Here is a 17,567-nt window from a genome sequence, read left to right on the forward strand (position 1 = left end):
CCCGAACCACGCCGGGAGGGCCAGGGCGATTCCCACGCCAGCGCGCCGTGCTTCAGGCAAGCGGAGGCTCCTCGTAGGCGCGGGCATAGCGCGCCAGCTCGGGCGGGAGCCGCGGGGTATAGGGCGGATCCCAGCGGAACGGCTTCTTCTCGGTCGCGAAAGTGTTGTCGAGCGGCCCGCCGATCGTACGGACGAACAGCAAGTAGCCGGTGTCTGTGCCTGAAGGTCCGTGCCATTCGCGCTCGCGCCACCAGGCATAGCCGCCCGGACCCATCCGTCCGCAATCGCCCCACACGTAGGTTCCGGCCAGGCAGAACAGCTCCTCGACCATAGCGTGGGTCCACTGCGGCTTGGCCATCCCGGGGGGCACGCGGTGCGGCGGGGACATATAGAGGAACGAGGTTTCCTGCGTGTAGGGATCGGTCCGCAGCGGCTTGATCGCGACCCCCTTCGACAGTTGCGGATCGACCAGCCCCGGGTCCCATTCCATGCCCAGCGGATCGACGTGTTCGACCAGCAGCGCCGGATCGTGCGGGGTCGCCGGTGACCCGGCGACGACTTGTGGGGCGTCGTAGAACATCGTCAGCACCGTCGCCCCCGCCGGGCTTGCGGCGGCCTCGTGAACGTATCCGGCGGGCAGGAAGCCGTATTGCTGGCGGGTGTAGCTGCGCCCGTTGATGATCAGCTCGCCCTCGAGAATCAGGAACTCCTCATGGCAGGTGAGGTGCTCGGGACGGTCGCGCCGCCAGCCCGCGGGATAGCGCACGATGGTGGTCGCGTCGGTTCCCGCTTCGTCGATCGACAGCAGCTTGGATCGCACTTCGGGCCGCGCCCCTGAATACAGCCCGTCGCGCCACGGCAGGGCCGGGGCCTGGATAAACAGGATATGCGGTCGCGCCACGGCGTTGCTCCCCTCGTCGTCGGCCCCAATATCCAAATTTGGTATACCAAGTCAACCATGGCCTGCCCCGCCGACGGGCCCCCGGGCAAGCTCGCGAAGCGATCAGCCGGCGTGGCGGCGGTGTGCGGCCTGGCCGGTGCGGATGTGGCTGCCCATCGCCGACTGCGCCCAGTCCGCATCCCTGCTGGCGATAGCCCCGACGATGGTGCGATGTTGCGCCAGCGATGTCGCGAAATCGCCCGGCTCGTAAGCGCCGAAGATGTTGGCCAGCACCCGGAAGCTCATGGTCTGCTTGAGGATTTGGGCGATCCGCGGGTTGCGCGCCATCGCCGCGATTGTATCGTGGAAGGCCTGGTCGAGCTTGACGTATGCCACTTCCTCTTGCGCGCCGCCCGCTTCGACCAGGCTGGCCATCTCGGCGACGATCGCTTCCAGTCGGCCGATGTCGGCGTCGGTCGCCTTTTCGGCGGCGAGCCTGGCGACGAAGCTTTCGAGGACGATGCCAAGCTCGAAGATCTCGGTCAGTTCGCCAGCATCGAACGAGCTGACGATGATCGAGCGTCCGGGACGGACCTCGGCGAGACCGTCCGCCGACAGGCGCCGCAGCGCCTCGCGAATCGGGGTCCGGCTGACGCTGAGCTCGTCGCACAGATCGCGCTCCTTGAGCGCGGTGCCGGGCTTGAGCCGCCCTTCGAGGATTTGCTCGCGGAGGGCAAGATAGGCCTGGTCGGAAGCATTCATCGCTTGCCTGTGGCACCGGCTTCGACGGCTGGCAATCTGTCGCGGTGGTGGTATACCATACTGCCGATCACCGCTCAGGCGATTTGCGCGCGGGCGTATGGCGGCTTCGCCGGCTAGATGTGAGCTTTCAGGAGGTTGTTCATCCGGTGTGATCCGGTCAGACTGATGTTGCAACACGTCAGCACTGAAGGAATGACCGGATGAACATCCACAAGAATGCCCGAACCACGCCTTTCAGTCGAGCCGAGATCGTGCGGCGCATAATGGTGCTGCGCGAGACCCCCAGGGCGGTTGCAACCGCCCTGGGGGTCTCGGAGCGAACCGTCGCCAAGTGGCTGGCGCGCTACAGGGCTGAAGGCGAGGCCGGTCTAGCCGATCGCAGCTCGCGTCCGCGCCGGTTTCCCGGCGCCACGCCGGCCAATATCATCGACGAGATCATCGCGCAGCGCCGGCTGCGCATCACCGGCAAGCAGATTGCCAGAATGCTTGCGGTCTCGCCTGCTACCGTCAGCCGGGTGTTACGCAAAGTCCGTCTCAGCCGCATGCGCGACCTCGATCCGCCAGTACCGGTACACCGCTATGAGCGGGCCCATCCCGGTGAGCTGATCCACATCGATATCAAGAAGCTCGGCCGCTTCGAGAGCATCGGACACCGTATCACCGGCGACCGGACCCGACAGAGCAACACCCGTGGCTATCGCGCTGGCGAGAGATATGGTGCCGGTTGGGAGTTCGTCCACGTCTGTATCGACGATGCCTCACGCATCGCCTTCAGCCAGATCCACCGCGACGAGAAGAAGCAAAGCGCCGTCGCCTTCCTCTACGCGGCAATCGAATACTATCGCAGCCTCAGGAGTCACCGTCACCCGCGTCATGACCGACAACGGTGGGTGCTACCGAAGTTACGCATTCCGCGATGCCTGCAAGGCACTTGGCCTCAAGCACATCCGAACCAGACCCTACACCCCCAAGACCAATGGCAAGGCCGAACGCTTCATCCAAACCAGCTTGCGCGAATGGGCCTACGCCAGAGCCTATCCTACCTCGGAACACCGAAAACAGGCGCTTGAACCCTGGCTCCACAACTACAACTGGCATCGACCTCACGGTAGTCTACAATCCAACCCGCCCATCAGCCGACTGGGTCAGCCGGTGAACAACCTGTTGAGGCTCCACAGCTAGAGCCCCAGCGATCCAGGGTTGACCAGTCGTGCGGGATCGACCGCCTGCTTGATCTGCCGCAGCAATTCCGTGACGCGCGGCTCGCGGGTGCCGAGCAGGTCATAGGCGCGGCCGATCTGGACGTGGACCGCACCCTGCTGCTGCATGATCGCCTTCAATTCGCCGCGCAGGGCGTGGACATAGGCGGTGGTCTCGGATGGCTCGGGTGTCGCTTCCAGCCGCGCCAGATCGCTGGTCTGGGCGATCCGGTCGTGGGCGAGGTGGTCCTCGTCGTTCCAATAGATCAACGGCTCGATGCACAGCGCCGACTTGCCGACCGCGAAGAATACGGTCCCGACCCTGACCCCGCGCCGCTCCATCTCTTCGGCATGGCGCGCGAACAGCGCCGCGATCGCGGCGTGCGCGGTGGGCGCGCGGCTGTGGGGATAGAGGCTGTTGGTGGGCAGGTTGCGCTCGGCGGTGCGGCGCTCGGGCACGTTGAAGTTGGTGAACGGCATCGCCCGCAACGCCCGCGGCACCGACGGCGCCACTTCCTGCGCGCCGTTGGCCAGCGCGATCGCGCGGACCTGCTTGAGCCGCGCGGCCGCGCCTTCGGCGCTGTGGTCGTCCATCGTCACTTGAAGCAGATGCGTGCTGGGGCGGAACACCGCCTTGCCCGCCAGCGCGATCCGCAGCCCGGCGCGCAGGCCGTCGATCACGCCCGCGCCGTTGCGGATCACCGCGAGGAGGAAGCTCAGGTCCTGGCGCGTGCCGGTGGAGGCTTCGCTCATCACCCGGACGAAATATGGGTCCCAGGCATAGGCTTCTGCGGCCAGCCCGCGCCGGCCGATCTCCGACAGCGCGGCGACCGCCTGCGACCCATCGGCAAACGCGAAGCTGCCATAGGCCTGGTGCGGCGGAAACTTGATCAGCTTGAGCGTCGCCACCGCCTTGAACCCGAGCGCGCCGGTATCGGCCAGGAACAGCCCGGTGAGATCGGGGCCGTAGTTGCGATAGAACGGCGCGGTGTTGGCCGCACTGTCCGATCCGGTGTGGATGATCGAGCCGTCCGCGAGGACCATCTCGATGCTCAGCACCGATTCCATCACCGTGCCGTACTCGGTCGAGCCGAGAAAGAACGAGCCTTGCGACAACGCCCCGCCGACCGTCGCGCTATAGCCCGACATCGGCCCGAAATAGGGGGTGCGCAGACCCTTGGCTTTCAACGCCGTGTAGAGATCGTGCCAGGTGCAGCCCGCGCCCACGCGCACGTACATGTCGGTCTCGTTGATCTCGAAGACCCGGTCGATGCCGCGCAAATCCAGCGTGACGCTTTCCTCGACCGAAGCGGTATAGCCGCCGGTATAGGAGAAGCCGCCGCCGCGCGGGACGATCGCCACCCCGGCATCGCCGCATGCAGCGACCACGCCCGCCAGCTCTTGGGTGAGACTCGACCCGCACCACCGCCAGCGGACGCGCGCCCGACGCGGCGAGGTCGGTCGAGAAGAAGGTCCGGCGCGCAGGATCGTTAGTTACTCGATCGCCGCCCACGATCGCGGCTAGGCGCGCGAGCAGGTCTTCTCGAGCCGCAGCAGCTGGGCGGGCCTTCAAGGCTTTTTCGGGTGCTGTCATCATGCACCTGCCTTGTCCCGCCAACGATGGCGCGAAAGGTGGCGCGGGTCCTTCAACCGAAGTTCGGAGACGCCGGCGGTGCGAAAAGCTTTCTCGGCTAGTGTTTCGCCGTCACCGGCGGCGCCAGCACCTCGACCCACATCGCGTCTTCGGTGGCCTCGATCCCGGCCCGAACGCCATGCGGCACGCTCGCCGCGTCTTCGCTGGCCAAAGTGTCCGAGGCCTTGCCGATGGTCACCGCGACTTTGCCCGAGAGCACGAAGATCAGGCGGTCGCGGGTTGCGTCCTGCAAGGTAACGGCGGTCCCTCTCGCCAGCCTGACCTCGCGCGCGGCGTAGTCGGGCAGCACTGCTGCGCGAACCAGGTAGCCTGCTGCGGAGGTTTCGACGGGATGGTCCCGGGCAAGCGACCAGAACCCCCCCGGATCGTTGTGGACGCCCGCGAACGGCAGCGCGAACTCCAGGTCGATCCCGCCGCCGCGGCGGATTTCCTCGCCCGAATGGAGCACGCCTTTCTGGTGCAGCGCGAAGTCGCCCGGTTCGGCGAGCACTGCCTTGTCATCTACGAACTGCACCCTGTGCGCCTGCCAGCTGTAGAGGATGGTGTCGGTCTGGTTGATGTGGCGGTGGGTGCGGACCCCGTTGGGGAACCGGATCGCGCGGATCTCGCCGCTGGGAAACGGATAGACCTTCACCTCCAACCGGGCCGCATCATAGGGGATTTCGGTGCTGCTGCCCGCCGGGGCGTTGATGAAATTGCCCCACCGCTCCCACGCGAAGACCTTGTAGAGCGGAACCTCGCCGGCGTGGATGAACAGGCGCGGGGCGGCGGCGTCGGGTGGTGCCGCCAGTGTCGCCGCGGACGCGCCCAGCGCGAGCGCCAGCGCCATCCCCCACGACCATCCGCGCATCTTATTTCAGCGTCTTGAGATAGGCGATCACGTTGTCGCGCATCGGTTTGCGGGGAAAGCCGATGAACGCCATCTTGGTCCCGGGGACGGTCTTGGCCGGATCGGTCAGCCAGCGATCGAGCGTCGCCTCGTTCCACACCAGCCCGGACTTCTTGAGCGTGGGCGAATAGGCGTATTTGGCGCGGCGGGTGCCGGCCTTGCTGCCGAAGACGCCGAACAGGTTGGGGCCGACCCCGTCCTTGCCGGCGGCTTCGGCGGTGTGGCAGATCCGGCACTGGCCAAACGTCTTGGCCCCCGCGACGGGATCGCCGGCAACGGGCGGAGCGGCAGCGGCCGGAGCGAGCGCGGCGGTCAGCAGGGCCGATCCGGCCAAGGCGGCGGCAATCAGGGCAGACTTCATCGTACGACCTCTTCGGTTTGCGGGTTCAGTCCAACTCGCGGACCACGCGGATGCCCGATGCGACCGGGCGGTTGACAGGTTCCTGGCCATCGCCGCGAGTCGCCGGGCGGGCCAGCCACACGCGGCTGTGAAAGGCACCGCCCTTGGTCAGGCGGTGTTCGCACTCGCCGCCGTTGGCCGCGGTCTGCGGGCTGCCGTCGGTGGGCAGTTTCGAGTGATCGGGCGCGGCGCAATCGGCGACCCATTCCCACAGGTTGCCCAGCGTATCGTAGATCCCCCACGGGTTCGCCTCATAGCTGGCGACGGGCTTGGTGTAGCTTTCGGGATCGGCGCAGAGCAATTCGCCGGTCCAGCTTTCGCCCTTGCTGATCGCCTCGAAGGTGCCGCTGGTCATGATCCGCGCCTTGTTGCAGATCGGGGTGACGCTGTCGCCCCAGGGCCGCGCCGTCGTCGTCCCGCCGCGCGCCGCGTATTCCCACTCGGCCTCGCTGGCGAGACGATACTTGTGCCCGGTGATCTTGGCCAGCCAGGCGGCATAGTCGGTCGCGTCCTGCCAGCTGATGCACGCGGCAGGATGGTCGTCGGTCTGTTCGAAGCCGGTGTTCTGCCAGTTGACCACTTTGCCCTCGGTGCCGCCCCAGGTGTCCTCGGCGGGGTTGTAGTCGAAGCACTTGACCGGGATCGGACGGTTGGTCGCCTTGACGAACCGCGCCCACTGGCCCCGAGTGGTTTCCGTGGTGGCGAAGGCGAAAGGTCTGGAGATGGTGATCTTGACCTGCGGACCCTCGTGACTGCCGAAGGTATCGGGCACACCTTCGCGCGCGCGCTCTTCGGGGCTGGAGCCCATGGTGAAGCTGCCCGCAGGCACGACCACCATCGTCTGGCATTCGGCGCAGTCCTGAAAGGTCTCGCCTGGTTTCTTGCCCGTCGCGGCATCGGCGGCGAAGGCGGGAGAGGACAGTGCAAGCGCGGCAGCGGCGAGCAGGATCGGGAAGCGAGAAGACATGGCGCAGGAACCTTTCATCCAAGCTTGCCGTCGAGCGACCGCGCGACGCGCAAGCCTACGGCGAACATGTGCAAGTCGGCGGCGATCGGCGCGCCGCGTACCGCCGACCGCGTCAGCCAGAACGGGGTGTGGAAGGCGCCACCCTTGAGATAGTGGCGCGCGCAGTCCCCGGTGGTTCGCGCCGAGCCGTCGGCATGCGCATCGCGGTTGTCCGGACTGTTGCAGTCGGCGGCAAACTCGAAGACGTTGCCCGCCATATCGTACAGCCCCCAAGGGTTCGGTGCGAAGGACGCGACCGGCATCGTGAAGCTGCGCTGGTTGGCACAGACGAAACGGTCGCCGATACTTTTGGGCCAGCCGATGGCGATGGCGGTGCCGGCCGAAAGCAGATTGGCCCGGGCGCAGCCGGGCTCGGGAGCCTCGCCCCAATACCAGGGCGTTTGGGTTCCGGCCCGGGCGGCGTATTCCCATTCAGCGTCGCTGGGCAGGCGGTAGGGCTTGCCGGTCTTCGCGCTCAGCCATTTGGTATAGTCGACAGCGTCGTCGTAGCTGATGCACACCGCGGGATGGTCGTCGGTCTGGGCGAACATCGGCTTGCGCCAGTTGAATCCCGGGCGCGGGTACCAGTTGTCGGTCTTGGCCTCGTGGGTTCCGCACGTCGCCGGATCGGGACGCTTGGTGGCCTCGACGAATTGCCGCCACTGGCCGCGGGTAATCTCGGTCCGGCCCAGCGCAAAGGGCTTGGCGAAGGTCACGCGATAGGTCGGCCCCTCGCGGTCGCCGAACAGCGGGACGATCCCGGCGCTCGCCCGTTCCGCCGCGTCCGATCCCAGGGTCGCCGATCCCGCGGGGATCACCACCATCGGCGGGCAATCGCGGCAATCGGCGAACACGTCCGCGGGGGAGGGCGCCGGGCTGGTCGCGGCGGCAACGGCAAGAAGGATCGAGACGATGGGCAAGCTGGTTGCATCCGTGGACGGGGCGGAACGGATATGTGGCCCGCACCGGTTGCCGCGCCAATTGGCAGCGCGCAATCTCCCGCTATTCGGTGAATTGGATCGGCGTGTGCGATGGGCGCGGCGTGCCGGGCTAGATCGCGAGCGTGAGCTCTGGACCAGTCATGCGCAAAGCCTTGAACGCCTTGGCCATTCTGCTCGCATTGGGCACGCCGGTGGCCGTGGCAATCGGCTCGCCCGGACCCGTTCACACCTTCCGCGACGGCGCGGGATTGCCGGCGATGGTGGTTGTTCCGCCCGGCTCCGTGCTGCTGGGATCAAGCGAGATCGAAACCACCCGCGAGGGCAGGGCGCCGGCGCTGGCGGCGTCCGAACACCCGCAGCGCACGGTCACATTCGAGCGTGGCTTCGCGATGTCGCAAGCCCACGTGACTCAGGCCGAATTCGCCCGCTTCGTCCGCGCCACGCGGCGCGACATGGCGGGGTGCGTTGTCGCGATCGCGGGCAAGTGGAGCGAGGGACGGCTAGCGGACTACGATTTCCGCAATCCCGGCTGGAGGCAGCGCGGCAACGAGCCAGCTGTCTGCGTCGATTGGGACGATGCGACTGCCTATGTCGCATGGCTCTCGGTGCGCACCGGTAAGCACTATCGTCTGCCGCACGAGGACGAGTGGGAATACGCGGCGCGCGGCGGACGGGAAACCGCGCGCTGGTGGAGCGATGGGATCTCCGCCATCTGTGCCCACGCGAACGGCGGCGACCGCGCCTATGCCGCGACCATGCCCGACGACAAGTCGGCCAACCTCGCATGCCGCGATGGGTACGCCCGCACCAATCCGGTAGACCGCTTCCCCGCCAACCCGTTCGGCCTGCATGACATGCTCGGCAACGCTTGGCAGTGGACCGCCGATTGTTTTACCCCAGTCGCCGGAAGGGCCGCGCCCGGCCGGTCGTGCCAGGCGCGCTCGATCCGGGGGGGATCGTGGCACAACGGCGTGGCCATCCTGCGCGCCGCGACCCGGTTCAGCCTGCCGCCGACGATGCGAAGTTCCAGCCTTGGCTTCCGCGTCGTCCGGGACATGCCCTAACCGCATATTGGGGAACCTGGACGCGAGCCGGGCGGCTCAATTGACCGCAATCTGGGTCCGCGTACTTTGGCGTAAACACCGTGAAAGGCCTCCCGCGATGCGTCTGCAATCGATTATTTTCCTCTTGGCGGGCAGCGCGCTGGCCGTTGCCGCCAAGCCTGGCGCTCCGGCCGCCAAGCCAGGCTGTACCGTCCAGACCCGCGCCTGCCTTGAAGCCGTCGCGCGCTCGTACATCGATGGCCTGGTGAGCCATGATGGTTCCAACATTCCACTGGCCGCGAATGTCCGTCGCACCGAGAATGCGCTGACCAATGCTCGCGGCGCGGCCGAAGTGCGCGAAAGCTTCGCCCGCACCATGATGGTCGAGGGTGCCAAGGAGGTGCGCCTCTTCACCGATGTCGCCAAGGGTCAGGTGATCGCGTTCTTCCTGCTCGACGTAGATCTCAAGGCGGACACCGGCGGTGGATCGAGTTCGACCAAGGCGGGCGACAGCGAATACAAGGTGGCGGTGACCAAGCCCGCAGGAACCTACACCGTCCACGAAGCCGAAAGATTCAGGATCGCCGCCGGCAAGATCGTCGAAATCGAGATCATCGCCCACGTCGAGGACGGCAAGGGGCAGGGCGGCGGCTGGCCGGTCGAGCGGGTCGAAGTCGTCGGCAAGGACGCCAAGCAGTGATTGCGCGGTCGCGTTGGGCTGCGGGCGCCGCCGGGCTCGCGCTGATCGTGCAACCGGTTCTGGCCGCCGCGCCCGTACCGCCCGCTCCGACCGCTCCTGGCAACGGAACGCCCCCCGGCGATCCTGCCGTGGCCTGCGCTGCGCTCAAGGACACCGATTTCTCGCTGATCAAGGACGCGCCATCGCTGATCGTCAGTGCCGTTGCCAAGCCCGCCACTGCCGAACTTCCCCCCATTGCCTGGTCAACGGTCGGATCGCGCCGACGATCGGCTATCGAATGTGGCTGCCGCTGGGCACCTGGAACGGCAAATTCGCCCAGACCGGTTGCGGCGGGCGCTGCGGAGACATTCTCGACGACGGATGTCAGATCGTGCTCGCGCGAGGTTATGCCTGCCTCGCCGCCGATCTTGGCCATAAAGGCACGTTTTACGACGACCTTTGGGCGATCGATAATGTCCCGGGCGAAATCGACTTCGGATTCCGCGCGACGCATGTATCGAACATCACCGGGCGAGCGGTGACCGAGGCGTTTTACGGGGCCAAGCCGCGCTATGCCTATTACTTCGGCGCCTCGACCGGAGGCCGCCAGGGGCTGATCGAAGCACAGCGTTTCCCCGCCGACTTCGACGGCATCGTTGCAGGCGAGCCGGCGATGGGCACGCCGGGAACACCCAGCCCCGAGACCGGCCCGGCGCTGCGCGACAGCGTCGCCGCGCTCAATCCCGGCGGCAAGCCGATCGTCACGCCCGACGAGGTCATGGCGATCCACGCCGCCGCGCTCGCGCGCTGCGATCTGGACGACAACGCGCGTGACGGGTTCATTTCCAATCCGCGGGCCTGTGCGTTCAAACCGGTGGACATGGCTTGCAAGGCAGCCAAGCAGCCGACCTGCCTTACCCCGGAACAGGTCGCGGCGGTGACCCGGGTCTACGCCAACGGCGCGATGTCGGGTTCGGAAAAGGGCTGGCTCGGTGCTTATGTCGGAGCAACCGAGGGAGAGCCGGGGCGCTATCTGTGGCGGCTCAAGAACCCCTACAAGTATCCCTATGCCTGGATTTTCAACGACGCCACCAACCCCGATCTGCGCGCGTTCAAGGCGCGGGGTGGAAAGCTGATCCTCTATCAGGGCTGGGCTGACGAGGCGACCTATCCTGGCAACCCACCCGCCTACTACGAGACGGTCGAACGCCTGATGGGCGGCCGCGCGGCGACGCAGGATTTCTTCCGCCTGTTCATGATCCCGGGGCAGAACCACATCCCCCAAGTCGGGGGCGGCGCCGAGACGGTCGACTACCTCAGCTACCTCGAGGCCTGGGTCGAGCGCGGCGAGGTGCCTGAGGTGCTGCTCGCTGGGAAATACCGCGAGCTCGCCCGGTTCGCCGGCCCTGTCACTTATGCGTCCTACCTTCGCCCGGACAATGTCGAATTCAGCCGCCCGGTGTATCCCTATCCGGTGCAAGCGCGGTATTCGGGCAAGGGCGACGTGAGGCAAGCAGGCAACTGGAAGCCTTTCGCACCGCGCTGAGCGGGTGCCGCCGTCCTCGATACGGCAGAACGAAAATGGGCCGCTCCCCACCCGGGAGCGGCCCATTCCGCGTGACTTGGGCAGGTTCGCTCAGAAGTGGACGCTGGCCCGGGCTCCGAACGTCCGGGGCTCTGCGTACGCGCCGAAGAAGCCGCTGTTCGAGGAGCGCACCCCACCAACCTTGTTGATGCCGAAATCGGGCGCAATGTTGCCAGCCGGATAGGTCCGGTTGTCGAAGAGGTTGGTGACGAACGCCTCGATCCGGAAAGTACCAGTCTTGGCGCCGGCGCGCAAATCGACGACGACGCGGCCCGGAATGTACGAGTAGTTGGCGATGTCGGCGTACTGCTTGCCGCGATAGACGGCCGCGATGTTACCGAACGGCGTCCACTCGTCAGAAGTCCGCTGCTCGTATGAGATCACCGCCGATCCGCTGTAAATCGGCGCGAGGTGCAGTTTCTTGCCGCTGAAGTCCGAGATGCCGAACTGGGCGATCGTCGCCGGCGACGGATCGAGGAAGACTTTCCGCTTGGTGTAGTTGTAGGCGCCGGTCACATCGAGCGAAAGGTCGGGCGTGAACCGGTAGTTGCCGGTGAATTCGACGCCGTAGATCTCGGTCTTGCCGGTGTTGGTGATGATGCTCAACGTTGTCGGCGGGGTCAGGGCGGTAATCACCTGGGCCTGGGTAACCTGCTGATTCTTGACGTTGCCGTAGTAGAGATTGAGATCGAAGTAGCCCTTGTTGTTGTCGAGATAGCCCTTGAAGCCGAGTTCGCCGATGGTCAGGCTTTCCTGCTTGAACGACGAATCGGTCACCCCGAACAACGACTGGATCTGAGACACCGTCGCGGCGAAGCAGCCGCACGTCGCGTAGCGCGAGTTGGCGGGATCGAGGAAGCTCAGCAGCGCCGAGTTGAAGCCACCCGGGCGCCCGCCCTTGGCGTACGAGGCATAGACCTTGCGGCCCCCGCCGACGTCGTAGTCGGCCGAAACGCGCGGGTAGAACGCCTTGAAGGTCTTGGCGAAAAGACCGGAGGTCGCGATCGTGGTGAGATCGGCCGGCCTCAGCGTCCGGGCGGTCCGCTTGTCGCTTTGGTACCGGCCCTCGGCGCTCAGCGTCAGCTTGTCGTCGAGCAGCTTGAGATAGCCGCCCGCGAAATAGCCGAACGTCTCGCCACGGTTGAAGCCGACGTTGAATGCGCCCGCAGCGCCGTTGAAGGTTTGCACAGGATTGGGGTTGGCCGCGGTCGGTTGGATGTTGCTGGTCGTGAGGTTGAACGCCTGGCTCAGCACCCGCGCATCGATATAGTTGGCTCCCACCGTCCAACTAAACGCGCGCTCGGGATCCGAGCTGAGCCGGATTTCCTGGCTCAAGTCCTTGAAGCGGCTGGTCAGCCCGAAGAACAAGATGCTGAACTGCGATTGCGGCGTGATGGGCTGTTGCGCGCCGTCGACGGCAACCAGCGTGGTGTTGTTGTGATAGCCGGTGATCGACTGGAACTTCAGGTAGTCGCTGATCTGAAAGTTGGCGACGAGATGGCTGTTGAACCCGTTGCGATGCGATCCGGCCGTCCGCTCGAAGCCCTCCGCCTTGATGAATGGATTCAGGTCGAACAGGACCGCCTGATATTCGGCCGGGATGTCGGTTCGAGAGTAGGCGAGGGCGCGCGAGCGGCCTGGTACCTTGCCGCAAATCGTCGCGCGAGCCAGCGTGGTGACGCCGTTGAGCGTCGCGTCGCGTCCCTTCAGGCAGTTGGTCACGGTGCCGAGGCTGACGAGCGCGCCCTGCAGGTTAGCGTTGCCACCGGCCGCCGCATATTGCGCATCGGGGAAGATGTTGACCGTCGCCGACGGGTTATCGTCGTCTTCGAAGTAGTTGACGTATGCCTTGAATTCCATCGTGTCGACGGGCTTGAAGTCCACGGTGCCCGAGATCGAACGGCGTTCGCGCGCACCCAGCTTCTTGCCGCTCGGCTTGTAGGCGTTGGTGATGTAACCGTCGTTGGTCTCATAGAGCCCGGTGACCCGTGCGCCCAAGGCGTCGCCGACGATGGGGCCCGCGACACTTGCTTCGAATTTGTAGGTTTCGCGCTCGGCCACGGTGGCGTTGGCGTCGACGGTGAACCGGTCCGGAATCGCCTTGGTGCGATACGATATCGCCCCGGTCATCGTGGCGCGGCCGAAATAGACGTTTTGCGGACCGCGCAGCACCTCGACCGCGCCGATGTCGAGGCTGCCCGGGATTTCGTTGCTGATCACCGCCGCACCGTCGAGGAAAAGCGATGCCGCCTGGGTGGTGCTGCCGCCGTTGTTCGCCAGGTTCAGGCCGCGGAAGATGATCGTCCGGTTGGCGCCGCGGTCGTTGCGCGAGTTGCCTTGGGTAAAGTCGCTGAACTCGAGGCTGGGTGTAAAGTTGGCGATGTCGCGCGTACTCTTGAGGTTGAGCCGGTCCATCTTCTCACTGCTGACCACGGTGATCGCCAGCGGCACATCGACGATCGATTCATCGCGGCGGCGTGCGGTGACGGTGATTACGTTCGACGGTTCCTCGGCAGCGGTGCTTTCGTCGGCGGCGGCTTGGGGCGAGGTATCCTGCGCAACCGCAGATTGCGGCAACGCAAATTTGGTGAGCGCGGTGGCGCAAAGAAGCGTCCGTGCTAGCGTCTTGGCCATTGATCGATACCCCTCGTGGTTGCTTCGCGTTTAAACTTCCGTCCCTCGCGACCGGCTCTCTCGGTACCGTTGCCGCGACACAACAGTGCGCCAGCCCGGCATCTGGCGACACAGGCGGAGGAAATTTCGACCAACAATCGGGTAAAAATTGCCCGGATTGTGCAATCCGTCCGCAGCCATGCGCCGTCCGCATGAGGACGCCAAAGTACCTTTCCCGGTCGCAGCCCGCTTGCCGGTTAAGCCGCTTTTTGCTCACCGCTCGACCCCACTTTGGCCTAGCTCCCACAATGGCGCGGCGTGGGAGCGAACATGCAATACAGGCGGCTGGGTAACTCCGAACTGCAGGTCTCGGCGGTCGGGCTGGGGTGCAACAACTTCGGTGGCAATCCCGTCAACGCGGCCAGCGGCACGGTTTACGGTGCGCTCGATTTCGACCGGGCACGCGCGGTGATCGATGCCGCGTTTGACGCCGGGATCACGCTGTTCGACACCGCCGACGTCTATGGCGAGGGTGGGTCGGAGGAGCAACTTGGGCGCGTACTTAAAGGCCGACGACAGCAAGTCGTGCTGGCGACGAAATGGGGCTCGGGGATCGATCCGGCCAGCGGCATCGCCTGGGGATCGCGCGATTATATCCGGCGGGCCTGCGAGGCGAGCCTGAGGCGGCTGGGGACGGATTTCATCGATCTCTATCAAATGCACTGGCCGTGCCCGCGCACCCCGATCGAGGAGACCTTGGCGGCACTCGACGAACTGGCCGACGAAGGCAAGGTCCGCTGCATCGGCCATTCGCACATGGCCGCTTGGCAGCTTGCCGATGCCGACTGGACCGCGCGCGCCAACGGCGTTCGCCGGTTCGTAGCCGCGCAGGATCATTACAGCCTGCTCGCGCGCGAGGCCGAGCGCGAGCTGCTTCCGGCCTGCGCTCGCTTCGGGGTTGGGCTGCTGCCCTATTTTCCGCTCGCCAACGGCTGGCTCACGGGCAAGTACCGCCGCGGCCAGCCGGCGCCCGAGGGCGCGCGGATGGCCGGGCGGGCGATCGATGAGCGGACCTACGACATCATCGAGTCGCTCATCGCCTTTGCCGATGCGCGCGGACTGTCGCTTGCCGATGTCGCGATTGGGGCCCTGCTCTCCCGCCGCGAAGTGGCCTGCGTGATCGCCGGGGCGACCCGCCCCGAACAGGCGCGCGCCAACGCCGCTGCCGCCGACTGGATCGCCAGCACAGCCGACATGACCGAACTCGAGACACTGCTCGCTCCTGGCGCGGTGGGCACCGCGCAGTGAGCGGCGATCGCCGCGCCGAGTTCCGACGCGCCTGGCCGGTGGTGGTCGCCGCTGCTTTCGGCGCGGGTTCCGGCGCGGTGCCGATCGCATTCTACAGCTTCGGTGCGCTGATCGATCCGCTGAGCCGCGCGTTCGGCTGGACCCGCGCCGAAATCACCGCCGCGCCGCTGTTCCTGACCGCGGGGGGCTTGTCGCCGGAGTGGCCGCGGGAGCGCTGGCCGACCGCTATCGCGCCCGCCGGGTGGTCCTCGTCTCGCAGGCGCTGCTGGTCCTGGCCTTCGCCGCGTTCGCGCTGCTGCCGCCGTCGCTGCCGTTGTTTTACATGGCGTATTTCATGCTGGCGGTGCTCGGCGCGGGGACGATGACGATGACCTGGAGCCGGGCGATCACCGGCTGGTTCGTCGCCGGACGGGGCTTGGCCCTTGGGCTTTCGCTGGTCGGCACCGGGCTGATCGGGGCGCTGCTGCCGAGCTACGTCGGCTGGCTGGTTTCGCACTACGGCTGGCAGGGCGCCTACCTTGGCCTGGCGGCGCTGCCGCTGGTGCTGGGTATGCCGCTGACCTTCCTATTCTTTCGCGAGCCGGAAGAGGCGGGGGTGGTCGGCAGTCAGGCGCCCGCGGTCGACGCGATCGGCCACTCGATCGCTCAGGCGCTGCGCACTCGGTGCTTCTGGCAGATGACCATCGCCTTTTCGGTGGTCGCGGTGGCGATCTCGGGGGTCAATGTTCACGCCGTGCCGTTGCTCACCGACCGCGGCGTCACCCCCGCCACCGCCGCCGCGCTGGCGGGATTGATCGGGCTGGCGGTGACCGCGGGGCGGCTGGTCAGCGGCTATCTGCTCGATCGCATCAGGGGTCCGCTGGTGGCGTTCGGCATGTTCGGACTGCCCGCGTTAGCCTGCGTCCTGCTCTCGGTGGCTGGCGCCAACGTCTGGCTGTGCGGGCTGGCGATCGCGGTGGTCGGACTGGCCGCGGGGGCCGAGCACGACATCGCAGCGTTCTTCTGTGCGCGCTATTTCGGACGTCATCACTACGGCAAGATCTATGGCCTGCTGTATACGCTATACGGGGTCGGAGCAGGTCTCGGCCCGCTTTTGGCAGGGTGGGCGGTGGAGCGCGCGGGCGACTATGCGCTCGCCCTCCATGCCGCCTCGGCAATGTTCGCGGTGGCTGCAGCGCTGATCTTGACGCTTCGGCCCCCGCCCCAACTAGAACGCCGCGAGGTGGCCGCGTAGCGTGGTGGTTTCATAAGTCGAACGCACCAGACCGCGTTTCTGCAGCAGCGGCACCAGCCCATCGAGGATTTCGGCGAGATACCGCCTGGTCAGAGGGCGGGCGTGCATCAGGAAGCCGTCGCCGCCGATCTCGGCGATCGCGGCCTCCATCTGGTCGGCGACCATCTCGGGCGTCCCAATCAGCTTGAGCGATGTCGTCTCCTGTTCGCTCAGCGCCTCGCGCAGGGTCTGGCCGCCCTTTGCCTTGGCCTTGATCGAGGCGACAAAGCCCTGAAAGCCCTCGACGCTTGCCGGGTCGATGTCCGGGAACGGCGCGTCGAGGTCGAACTTGGTCCAGTCGAGCCCGGTGTGGAGAGTTAGCCTGCCCAGCCGCTGGGCGAGGATCGTCGGGGTCATCCCGACGATCTCGTCATAGCGGTGCTGCGCCGCCGCGAGCGTATCGCCCAACACCGGCGAGATCAGGAACATCACTTTGGCCTCGTCGGGATCGCGGCCGTGCCTGACCATCCGTTCGCGAATATCGTCGCGAAACTCCTTGAGCGCGGGAACGCTGTTGCGGCCGAAAGTCGAGCACAGGATCACGTCCGAATGCTTGGCCGCGAAGTCGCGCCCGGCTGGAGACGATCCCGCCTGGCAGATTGCGGGACGTCCCTGCGGCGAGCGAGTGACGTTGAGCGGCCCGAGCGAGCGGTGATACTTGCCCTCGAACTCGAACTCGCGGAACTTTGTCGGATCGACATAGCGCCCGGTTTCGGCGCTCATCTCGAACGGGTCTTCCTCCCACGCGTCCCATAACTGCTTGATCAGGTCGAGCATCTCGTCGGCGATGGCATAGCGTTCATCGTGCGGTGGCTGCTTGTCGCGGCCGAACGCGCGCGCGGCCCAGTCCTCGCTCGATGTCACAACATTCCACCCGGCGCGCCCGCGCGAAACGTGGTCTACCGAGGCGATCTGCCGAGCGAGCAGGAACGGGGGATAGAACGAGCTGGAGAAAGTGCCGATCAAGCCGAGCCGTCGGGTCACTTGGCTCAGTACCGACATCACGATCATCGGATCGATCCGCGGTTCAAGGTTCTGCTTGTCGTTGGTCAGGACGACGTGGTCCTCGATCATGATGAAGTCGAAGCAGGCGCTTTCCAGCTGGCGCGCCATGTCCTTGAGGAAATCGAGCGTTTGCCAGCGTTCCGGCAGGATGTCGTTGCCCGCCCAGCGATCCGCACCGTTGGCAGTCCAGCCATGGGCGCGGGGGTTGGTGAACCAGGCGAGGTGGAACATCGTTTGACTCCGAGCGATTAGGCGTCCCGCTGATTTGCCAAACGCCCTTGATCCGGCGCCGTCTAAACATGTCGGTTAGAGCGTTCCAAGCGGAGCGCT

14 protein-coding genes and 1 pseudogene are annotated in these 17,567 nt (G+C 66.1%); 6 read left to right on the forward strand and 9 right to left on the reverse strand.

Going from position 1 to position 17,567, the window contains the following annotated elements; all coding sequences use genetic code 11:
• Positions 1–52: 52 nt before the first annotated feature.
• Positions 53–901, reverse strand: a complete 849-nt coding sequence (locus GKE62_RS16075; protein ID WP_195908477.1) for a cupin domain-containing protein — start codon at positions 899–901, stop codon at positions 53–55.
• Between the two features lie 102 nt (positions 902–1,003).
• Entirely contained in the window at positions 1,004–1,642 is a 639-nt protein-coding gene (locus GKE62_RS16080) for a GntR family transcriptional regulator (RefSeq protein WP_154693112.1), read from the reverse strand.
• Positions 1,643–1,842: 200 nt separating this feature from the next.
• Here GKE62_RS16080 and GKE62_RS16085 point away from each other — a divergent pair.
• Positions 1,843–2,824: pseudogene (locus GKE62_RS16085) on the forward strand (IS481 family transposase).
• Here the strand turns inward: GKE62_RS16085 and GKE62_RS16090 are convergent.
• The 5 genes from GKE62_RS16090 to GKE62_RS16110 all read right to left on the reverse strand — a co-directional run bounded on the left by GKE62_RS16090 (position 2,821) and on the right by GKE62_RS16110 (position 7,710).
• On the reverse strand, positions 2,821–4,329 hold the full coding sequence (locus tag GKE62_RS16090; RefSeq protein WP_370516109.1) for an FAD-binding oxidoreductase: 1,509 nt from the start codon (positions 4,327–4,329) through the stop codon (positions 2,821–2,823). The pseudogene GKE62_RS16085 and the gene GKE62_RS16090 overlap by 4 nt on opposite strands.
• Before the next feature lie 203 nt (positions 4,330–4,532).
• Entirely contained in the window at positions 4,533–5,324 is a 792-nt protein-coding gene (locus tag GKE62_RS16095; protein WP_230206762.1) for a hypothetical protein, read from the reverse strand.
• 22 nt (positions 5,325–5,346) lie between these two features.
• Positions 5,347–5,745, reverse strand: a complete 399-nt coding sequence (locus tag GKE62_RS16100) for a cytochrome c family protein (RefSeq protein ID WP_154693115.1) — start codon at positions 5,743–5,745, stop codon at positions 5,347–5,349.
• 25 nt (positions 5,746–5,770) lie between these two features.
• Positions 5,771–6,751, reverse strand: a complete 981-nt coding sequence (locus GKE62_RS16105) for an SUMF1/EgtB/PvdO family nonheme iron enzyme (protein WP_195908478.1) — start codon at positions 6,749–6,751, stop codon at positions 5,771–5,773.
• A 14-nt stretch (positions 6,752–6,765) separates the two neighbouring features.
• Entirely contained in the window at positions 6,766–7,710 is a 945-nt protein-coding gene (locus GKE62_RS16110) for a formylglycine-generating enzyme family protein (RefSeq protein WP_154693117.1), read from the reverse strand.
• Between the two features lie 161 nt (positions 7,711–7,871).
• Here GKE62_RS16110 and GKE62_RS16115 point away from each other — a divergent pair, with 161 nt between their 5' ends.
• From GKE62_RS16115 to GKE62_RS16125, 3 genes are all read left to right on the forward strand, one after another.
• Positions 7,872–8,795, forward strand: coding sequence for a formylglycine-generating enzyme family protein (locus tag GKE62_RS16115; protein WP_154693118.1), 924 nt, complete (start codon positions 7,872–7,874; stop codon positions 8,793–8,795).
• Positions 8,796–8,892: 97 nt separating this feature from the next.
• Entirely contained in the window at positions 8,893–9,474 is a 582-nt protein-coding gene (locus GKE62_RS16120) for a hypothetical protein (RefSeq protein WP_154693119.1), read from the forward strand.
• Positions 9,475–9,487: 13 nt separating this feature from the next.
• Positions 9,488–10,999, forward strand: a complete 1,512-nt coding sequence (locus tag GKE62_RS16125; protein ID WP_154693120.1) for a tannase/feruloyl esterase family alpha/beta hydrolase — start codon at positions 9,488–9,490, stop codon at positions 10,997–10,999.
• A gap of 90 nt (positions 11,000–11,089) precedes the next feature.
• Here the strand turns inward: GKE62_RS16125 and GKE62_RS16130 are convergent, their stop codons facing one another.
• Positions 11,090–13,672, reverse strand: a complete 2,583-nt coding sequence (locus GKE62_RS16130) for a TonB-dependent receptor (protein ID WP_154693121.1) — start codon at positions 13,670–13,672, stop codon at positions 11,090–11,092.
• 309 nt (positions 13,673–13,981) lie between these two features.
• Between GKE62_RS16130 and GKE62_RS16135 the strand changes: the two genes are divergently transcribed.
• Both GKE62_RS16135 and GKE62_RS16140 read left to right on the forward strand, forming a co-directional pair.
• A complete protein-coding gene (locus GKE62_RS16135) occupies positions 13,982–14,959 on the forward strand; it encodes an aldo/keto reductase (RefSeq protein ID WP_154693122.1) in 978 nt (325 codons plus the stop codon).
• 136 nt (positions 14,960–15,095) lie between these two features.
• A complete protein-coding gene (locus GKE62_RS16140; RefSeq protein ID WP_255453617.1) occupies positions 15,096–16,193 on the forward strand; it encodes an MFS transporter in 1,098 nt (365 codons plus the stop codon).
• On the opposite strand, the gene GKE62_RS16145 is transcribed toward GKE62_RS16140, so the two are convergent.
• Positions 16,167–17,468, reverse strand: coding sequence for an NtaA/DmoA family FMN-dependent monooxygenase (locus tag GKE62_RS16145; RefSeq protein WP_154693124.1), 1,302 nt, complete (start codon positions 17,466–17,468; stop codon positions 16,167–16,169). The genes GKE62_RS16140 and GKE62_RS16145 overlap by 27 nt on opposite strands.
• Positions 17,469–17,567: the final 99 nt, after the last annotated feature.

Origin of the sequence: Novosphingobium sp. Gsoil 351, assembly GCF_009707465.1 — a bacterium.
Lineage (GTDB): Bacteria > Pseudomonadota > Alphaproteobacteria > Sphingomonadales > Sphingomonadaceae > Novosphingobium.

What these genes read in the sequence shown, in the direction of transcription:
- GKE62_RS16080 (WP_154693112.1), bottom strand. Translation starts at nt 1,642, where the DNA reads ATGAATGCTTCCGACCAGGCCTATCTTGCCCTCCGCGAGCAAATCCTC.
- GKE62_RS16095 (WP_230206762.1), bottom strand. Translation starts at nt 5,324, where the DNA reads ATGGCGCTGGCGCTCGCGCTGGGCGCGTCCGCGGCGACACTGGCGGCA.
- GKE62_RS16100 (WP_154693115.1), bottom strand. Translation starts at nt 5,745, where the DNA reads ATGAAGTCTGCCCTGATTGCCGCCGCCTTGGCCGGATCGGCCCTGCTG.
- GKE62_RS16105 (WP_195908478.1), bottom strand. Translation starts at nt 6,751, where the DNA reads ATGTCTTCTCGCTTCCCGATCCTGCTCGCCGCTGCCGCGCTTGCACTG.
- GKE62_RS16115 (WP_154693118.1), top strand. Translation starts at nt 7,872, where the DNA reads ATGCGCAAAGCCTTGAACGCCTTGGCCATTCTGCTCGCATTGGGCACG.
- GKE62_RS16120 (WP_154693119.1), top strand. Translation starts at nt 8,893, where the DNA reads ATGCGTCTGCAATCGATTATTTTCCTCTTGGCGGGCAGCGCGCTGGCC.
- GKE62_RS16130 (WP_154693121.1), bottom strand. Translation starts at nt 13,672, where the DNA reads ATGGCCAAGACGCTAGCACGGACGCTTCTTTGCGCCACCGCGCTCACC.
- GKE62_RS16135 (WP_154693122.1), top strand. Translation starts at nt 13,982, where the DNA reads ATGCAATACAGGCGGCTGGGTAACTCCGAACTGCAGGTCTCGGCGGTC.
- GKE62_RS16145 (WP_154693124.1), bottom strand. Translation starts at nt 17,468, where the DNA reads ATGTTCCACCTCGCCTGGTTCACCAACCCCCGCGCCCATGGCTGGACT.